General features: G+C 66.4%; 5 protein-coding genes and 1 pseudogene. 3 read left to right on the forward strand and 3 right to left on the reverse strand.

All coding sequences use genetic code 11. From position 1 onward, the window contains the following. The 3 genes and pseudogenes from IV091_RS01095 to IV091_RS01105 form a co-directional block, all read left to right on the forward strand. Positions 1-582 (forward strand): annotated as a pseudogene (locus IV091_RS01095) (3-hydroxybenzoate 4-monooxygenase); the annotation flags it as partial. A gap of 35 nt (positions 583-617) precedes the next feature. Beyond that, on the forward strand, positions 618-1,343 hold the full coding sequence (locus tag IV091_RS01100) for a class II aldolase/adducin family protein (RefSeq protein ID WP_293464134.1): 726 nt from the start codon (positions 618-620) through the stop codon (positions 1,341-1,343). A 39-nt stretch (positions 1,344-1,382) separates the two neighbouring features. Continuing rightward, a complete protein-coding gene (locus tag IV091_RS01105; RefSeq protein ID WP_293464135.1) occupies positions 1,383-2,360 on the forward strand; it encodes a tripartite tricarboxylate transporter substrate binding protein in 978 nt (325 codons plus the stop codon). 23 nt (positions 2,361-2,383) lie between these two features. Here the strand turns inward: IV091_RS01105 and IV091_RS01110 are convergent, their stop codons facing one another. From IV091_RS01110 to IV091_RS01120, 3 genes are read right to left on the reverse strand one after another with little or no spacing between them, the layout of a single operon-like run. Beyond that, the gene (locus IV091_RS01110) at positions 2,384-3,856 is read right to left on the reverse strand and encodes an aldehyde dehydrogenase family protein (protein WP_293464136.1); all 1,473 of its coding nucleotides are present in this window, start codon (positions 3,854-3,856) and stop codon (positions 2,384-2,386) included. Positions 3,857-3,892: 36 nt separating this feature from the next. After that, positions 3,893-5,683, reverse strand: a complete 1,791-nt coding sequence (locus IV091_RS01115; protein WP_293464137.1) for a thiamine pyrophosphate-binding protein — start codon at positions 5,681-5,683, stop codon at positions 3,893-3,895. 48 nt (positions 5,684-5,731) lie between these two features. Further along, positions 5,732-6,706 (reverse strand): tripartite tricarboxylate transporter substrate binding protein, encoded by a 975-nt coding sequence (locus IV091_RS01120; RefSeq protein WP_293464138.1) that lies wholly within the window; start codon positions 6,704-6,706, stop codon positions 5,732-5,734. Positions 6,707-6,988: the final 282 nt, after the last annotated feature.

Below are 6,988 nucleotides of genomic sequence, written 5' to 3' on the forward strand. Positions count from 1 at the left end.
TGTGGAGAAGCCACGCACCAACACTTGGCCACCGGCTTTGTCGTCGGCACACGATTTCACTCCGCAACGGTCTTGCGGGTCTCTGATGCCAGGCCCATCGAGCTCGGGCACGTGGCGAAGGCCGACGGTCGCTGGCGTCTTTACGCGTTCGCAGCCGCGACAGACCATGGTGACAACCTTGAGGCCGGGGTCGGCGCTCTGTGCAGGTTCCTGGCGGAATCTTCCGACTCGCCGGTGCGCAAGTACACATCTGCCGGTCAGGACATCGACGCCGTTTTCGATCTGAGGGCCATTTTTCAGCGGGGACACACCGAACTGGATCTTGAGTCGATGCCGACCTTGCTGCTGCCGCGAAAGGGCCGCCATGGCCTGATCGACTATGAAAAGATTTTCAGCTCGGGCGTCAAGAACACCATGGACATTTTCGATCTGCGGGGTATCGACAGGGCGCAAGGCGCCTTGATCGTAGTACGCCCTGACCAGTACATCGCACAGGTGTTGCCGCTGGGCGCCCACCAGGCACTTGCGGATTTTTTTGCCGGCATTATGCGGCCTGCCGATGCTGCTGCATCGGTCATTTGAGCACCCCCAATAACTTACTCAGGAGACCTTCACCCATGCCCGTTGCACAACCTTCCAAAGACATCGTTGACAAGCTCGTCTATGCCAACCGCATTCTTTACGACCATGGTGTGGTCGACGGCCTGGGCCACGCCAGCGTGCGCCACGAAACGGCGCCCGGCGTCTTTTTGCTGTCGTGCAACCGCGCGCCAGGCATGGTGCGCCGCCAGGACATCGTCTGTTATGACTATGACGGCAACGCCGTCTCGGACACTGCAGAGCGGCCCTACCTAGAGCGGTTCATCCACGCCGAAATCTACCGCGCGCGGCCCGATGTCATGGCGGTGGTCCACAGCCATTCCCCCAGCGTGCTGCCCTTTGCCATCACCAACAACGCGCTCAAGCCGGTGTTCCACATGTCCGGCTTTCTCGGCGAAGGCTCGGCCCACTTCGAGATCCGCGAAGCCGGTGGCAACACCGACATGCTGATTCGCAGCTCCTACCTCGGCGAGGCGCTGGCCAAGTCGCTGGGCCACCACAGCTGCGTGCTGATGCGCGGCCACGGCTCAACCGTCGTTGGCACCTCGCTGGAGCAGGCCGTCTACCGCGCCATCTATGCCGAAGTGAATGCGAAGCTGCAACTCGCGGCGCAGCCCCTCGGCGAGATCACCTTTCTCAACAAGGAAGAGGCCCAGCTGTCCTCGGACATGAACGACGGGCAGATTCCGCGTTCATGGAACCTGTGGATCAATCGCCTCGGCAACATCGACCTGGACGCCTGAGCGCCGGGCTGCCCCATTTTTAAAACAAAGGAGACCGACATGACATTCAAGAACAAACTTCTGGCCCTCGCGGCCACCGCGCTGTGCGCGGCCGTGCCCATGACCCAGGCACACGCCCAGGGATTCCCCAACAAGGCGGTGCGCATCGTCGTGCCCTACGGCACCGGCGGCGGCTCGGACATCCTGGCACGCCAGATCGGCGCCGGCCTGCAGACCCTTTGGGGCCAGGGCGTGCTGGTCGAGAACAAGGCTGGCGCGTCCGGCAACATCGGCACCCAGGAAGTCGTGCGGGCGCAGCCCGACGGCTACACCCTGCTGCTTCAAAACAGCACCATGGCCACCAATCTGGGCGTGGTGGGCAAGCTCCCGTACGATCCCGAGAAAGACCTGACGCCCATCATGCTGCTTGGCATCACACCGATCGCGCTGGCCGCGCACCCCAGCGCCAACGTCAGCAGCGTCAAGGAACTGGTTGCCGCCGCGAAAGCCAAGCCCGACAGCTTCAACTACGGCTCCTGCGGCATTGGCACGCCGCATCACTTCGTGATGGAGTTGCTGCGTCAGGAAACCGGCATCGCCGCAGCGCACGCCGGCTACAAGGGATGCGCGCCGGCGCTCACCGACGTGGTGGGCGGTCAGATCCAGCTGGCCATCGTAAGCGCCAACCTGGTGGCCCCTTATGCCAAGAGTGGTCAGCTGAAGGTGCTGGGCGTCTCCACCGCGCAGCGGTATTCGCTCTTGCCCAACACGCCCACCTTCGAAGAGCAAGGGATCAAGCCCTTCGACTTCTCCATCTGGTACGCGCTGATGGGCCCCGCCAAAATGCCGCCCGAGGTCGTCGCGAAGATCACGGCGGATGTGACCAGGATACTGGCCGATGCTCGCGTGCAGGAAAACCTCTCGACCGCTGGCGTCGTGCCGTACAAGGGGACAGCGCAGGACTTGTCCAAGCTCATCAAGTCCGACGCGGCGCGGTATATCGCGTTGGCGAAAAGCGCAAAAATCAAGGCCGAATAAGAGGCGAATATGAGGCGATCGCGTCAGCCGAACTTCAGGTTGACGTTCTTGGTGTAGGTGAATTCCAGCAGTTCGGCAAAGCATTCCTCGCGGCCGATGCCTGACTGCTTGACGCCGCCAAAGGGCGCACCCATGAAGTGCTGGCTGGCATTGTTCAGCCAGACGTAGCCGGTGTGGATGCGGCGCGCAGCGCGGTGCGCGGTATTCAGGTTCTGCGTCCAGATGGAGCCGGTCAGGCCGAAGTCCACGCCGTTGACCTGCGGCCACAGCGCGTCCTCGTCGGACCACTTGAAGACCGACAGGATCGGCCCGAAGACCTCTTCCTGCGCCAGCCGCATGTGCGGCTGCATGTCGGCAAAGACGGTCGCCTCGTAGAAAAAGCCATCCTTCAGCGCGGGATCATCCGGCTGCTTGCCACCGCAAACCAGGCGGCCACCGTCTTCCAGACCCTTGGCAACGTAGTCCATCACCTTGTCGAGCTGCGCGCGGCTGACCAGCGAGCCCATGGTCGTCTTCGGGTCGGTCGGAATGCCGGGCTTGTGGCGCTGCGGCAAGAGTTTGACAACCTTGTCCAGCACCTCGTCGTGGATGGATGCATGCAGGAACACGCGGCTGGTCGAGCCGCAGCTCTGGCCCGACCAGGTGAAGTTCATGCCGGCGATGATGCCGTTGACGAGCTTGTCGATTTCCGCGTCCGGGTAGGCGACCAGCGCGTTCTTGCCGCCGAGCTCGAGCAGCACCGGCTTGAGGTGGTCGGACGCAGTCTTCATCACCGCCTTGCCGGTCGGCACACCGCCGATCAGCGTGACCTTGCGCACCAGCGGGTGGCGGGTCATGGCGTCGCCGCACGCGCGCCCGCCGCACAAAAAGTTGGCCACGCCGGGCGGGAAGATGTCACCGACCAGTTCGGCCAGCCGCAGGATGGACAGCGGCGCCTGGTCCGGCGACTTCACCACCACCGTGTTGCCGGCGGCCAGCGGCGCGGCCAGCCGGGCGGCGGCGAACATCAGCGGGTGGTTGTAGGCGACGATGCGGGCGACCACGCCCAGCGGTTCCTGCACGGTGTAGTTGAAGTTGCCGTCGCCCATCGGGATGGTCTCGCCCTTGATCTCGGTGGCAAGGCCGGCAAAGTAATCCAGGCAGTCGGCCGCGAACCCCGCATCCATGGCGAGCGCGGACACCGGGTTGCCGTTGTTCAGCGCATCCAGCAGCGCCAGCGGCTGTGCATGTTCGCGCAGCACGGCGGCGGCGCGGCGCAGGTAGCGGCCGCGCTCGACCGGTGGCGTGGCCGCCCAGGCCGGGAAGGCGGCATGCGCGGCCTGCACGGCAGCATCGACGTCGTCGGCATCGGCAATCGGCGCCGTGGTGATGGCCTCGTTGTAGGTCGGGTTGAAGGTCTCGGCGGAGCCGCCGGCCCTGGGGGCGTGCCAGGCGCCGCCGTAGTAGAGGCCGCGTTGAGTCGGCAGGATGCCGGCGGGAATGTCTTTCGCTCGCATGGGGATCTTTCGGATGAAGGTTGCAGTCGATGCGGGTCAGTCGGCCCGGGTCAGGCCGGCCGTCATCGACGGGCTGTACCCGGTCTGCACCACCGCGTCGACGACGACCGTGGCGCCGCCCTTGACCAGGGCAATGGCCTCGACCAGCACGCGCTTTAGCTCGGCCGCGTCCTCGATGGGACCGAAGCCCGTCAGGCCCTGGGCGCGGGCCATCATGGCCAGGTCGGGCTCGGGGTTGGCGATGCGCTGGCCGATCCAGCGGTTTTCCACGGGGCGGCTGCGCTGGCGGGCAACGCGCTCCTGGTGCAGCTCGTCATTGAAGAAGGAGCGGTTGTTGCACACCACCATCAGCATCGGGATCTGTGCATTGGCCGCCGTCCACAGCGCGTTGACGCCCATCATGTAGTCGCCGTCGCCGATGACGGCGACCGGCAGGCGGTCGGTGCCCTTGAGCGCCAGCGCCGAGCCGATGGCCATGCCGGGGCCTGAACCAATGCCGCCACCGCCGTCGTAGCCGAGGAAGTCCAGCGGATGGTCGAAGTCCCAGAGGTCGCCGCTCCAGCTGAGCGGCAGGCGCATCAGGCAGACCTTCTGCGCGCCCACCGCGCGGCGCAGCGTGCCGGCCAGGATGGGCACGGTCATCGGCCCGGGAGCGATGACGGCCGGTGCGGGCAAGGGCGCGCGCTGCGGTGCGGGCGCCTCGCGTTTCGTCACGTGCTGCAGCAAAAGCTCGACGGCGGGCTCGGGCTCGCTGGCCAAAAACACGTCGACCGGCGGCAGGCCCTGGTGGTCCATGCTCCAGCCGTTGTGGCTGTAGTGGTCAACCGAGACCTGGATCACCCGGCTGCCCACCGGCTCGTTTTCCCAGGCCTGCTTCAGCGTGCCGGCCAGGTCCAGCCAGTCAAGGCTGAGCACCACGTCGGCGCCGCGCAGCACCTCGCGCGAGGTGGCATTGAGGAAGTGGCCGCTGGGCGCCGCATGCAGCGGGTGCGCGGTCGGAAAGGCGCAGCCGATCTTCAGGTCGGTCAGCACTTCGGCGTTCAGCATTTCAGCCAGCTGCACGCGCTGTTGCCAGGCGGCGGTGTCGCGGTTGACGCGGCCGGCCAGGATGACCGGGCGGCGAGCTTTCGAGAGCAGCTCGGCGGCGCGGCGCACCGGCTCGTCAGACGGCCGCGCGGGCGGCGGCGCCAGGTAGCGCGACGGGTCGGGCATCACGGGCGCCTCGCTGAGTCTGGACTCCTGCAGCGCCGCGTCGAAGCAGACATACACCGGGCCCTGCGGCGCGGTGGTGGCGATCTGCCTGGCCCGCAGCAGCGCTTCCTGCGAAGCGCCGATGGACGCGGGCTGGCAGTCCCACTTGATGAAGTGGCGCACCAGCGCCGCCTGGTCCTGCGCGGTGTGGATCCAGTCGATCCAGGGCCGGCGCTTGGCCGCGTCGACCGGGCCGGTCGCGCCCAGCACGATCACCGGCACGCGGTCCACCCACGCGTCGAAGATCGCCATCGAGCCGTGCATCAGGCCGACGTTGCTGTGCAGGATGGCGGCCAGCGGCTTGCCCGCGACCTTGGCGTAGCCGTGCGCGATCGCGACCGCGTGTTCTTCATGCAGCACCACGATCATCTGCGGCTTCTCGTTGCCCAGGTGGTTGACGATGCTGTCGTGCAGGCCGCGAAAGCTCGCGCCCGGATTCAGCAGCACATAGGGAATTTCGAGCGCGCGCAGCATGTCGGCAATGGCATCGCTGCACCAGACCGTGGTGTCGGGCGTAGCGAGCGTAGAGGGCGTGGGGATGTCGCGGCGCACCGGCGCAACCAAAGAAGCGGTCATGGAGTCTCCTGGGCAAAAAAGAAAAACCGGGCGCCGGGCGCCCTGCGGTCATTCGGGCTTGATGTCGGCCGCCTTGATCACGGCGGCCCAGCGCTTCTGGTCGCTGGCGATCAGCCTGGTGAAGTCGGCGGCGCTGCTGGACTCGGCAAAGATGCCCTGCTCGGCCAGCTTGTCCTTCACGTCGGGCAGCGTCAGCGCGCGGCGCAGTTCGGCATTGAGCTTGGCCACCACGGCCGGCGGCGTTTTCGCCGGCGTGACCATGCCGATCCAGATGTCGCTCTCATAGCTCGGCACCGTCTCGGCAATCGTCGGCACGCCGTTCAGCAGGGCCAGGCGTTCAGTGCCGGTGGTGCCCAGCGCGCGCAGCTTGCCGCTGCGTATGTGCGGCAGCGCCGAGTTGATCGGGCAGAACATCACGTCCACCGTGCCGCCCAGCACGTCGATAAGCGCCGGGGCCGAGCCCTTGTACGGAATCTGCGTCAGGCGCGTGCCGGTCATCGACTTGAAGACTTCGGCCGCCATGTGCTGCGGGCTGCCCGAGCCGGCGGAGGCGTAGGTCAGCGTGTCCGGCGCGGCCTTGGCCTGCGCGATCAGCTCGGCCACCGTCTTCGCCGTGACCTTGGGCGAGACCACCAGCACCATCGGCACGCGGCCGAGCATGGACACGCCTTCGAGGTCCCTGACCACGTCGAAAGGCAGCTTGGGGTAGAGCACCGGGTTGACCGCCACGGTCTGGTTGGGCGCAATACCAATGGTGTAGCCGTCAGCCGGCGACTTGGCCAGGTAGTCGGTCGCGATGTTGCCGGCGGCGCCGGGCCGGTTCTCGACGATCACGGGCTGGCCGAAGGTCTCTGACATTTTCGAGCCGAGCAGGCGGGCCAGCACGTCGTTGGAGCCACCAGGCGGCAGCGGCACGATGATGCGGATCGGCTTGTTGGGGAAGTCCTGCGCGTGCGCCAGCGGGCCGGCGAAGGCAGCGAAAGTGCAGGCGGTGACGGCCCACAGGCGGCGGTTGATGTTCATGCTTGTCTCCTGATTTTGGGGGTGGTGCCGCGATCCTAGGGACAAGCTGACATGAATTCAATCTTGAACATTCAATCAATGTGAGCAAGGCCCCCACGGTTGCGCACTGCGTGTCGCGCCCTGCCCCCCGAGGGGGCCGCTGCCCTTGCAGGGCGCCACGCCGCCAGAGCCGGCGCATCTGAAGGCTGTCCAAGCCCGCGCAGGCGGACTTGGAGCCGCAGCCTTCAGCCTGCGGTCCGGCAAAGCCGGTCCCGCGGCCCCGGCTTGAATGACGCGTCCTGC

The sequence above is a fragment of the Polaromonas sp. genome, assembly GCF_018780625.1.
Taxonomy (GTDB): domain Bacteria; phylum Pseudomonadota; class Gammaproteobacteria; order Burkholderiales; family Burkholderiaceae_C; genus Polaromonas.

Bases quoted from the DNA above. Each gene is read 5' to 3' on its own strand.
- IV091_RS01100 (WP_293464134.1), top strand. From the start codon at position 618: ATGCCCGTTGCACAACCTTCCAAAGACATCGTTGACAAGCTCGTCTAT.
- IV091_RS01105 (WP_293464135.1), top strand. From the start codon at position 1,383: ATGACATTCAAGAACAAACTTCTGGCCCTCGCGGCCACCGCGCTGTGC.
- IV091_RS01110 (WP_293464136.1), bottom strand. From the start codon at position 3,856: ATGCGAGCGAAAGACATTCCCGCCGGCATCCTGCCGACTCAACGCGGC.
- IV091_RS01115 (WP_293464137.1), bottom strand. From the start codon at position 5,683: ATGACCGCTTCTTTGGTTGCGCCGGTGCGCCGCGACATCCCCACGCCC.
- IV091_RS01120 (WP_293464138.1), bottom strand. From the start codon at position 6,706: ATGAACATCAACCGCCGCCTGTGGGCCGTCACCGCCTGCACTTTCGCT.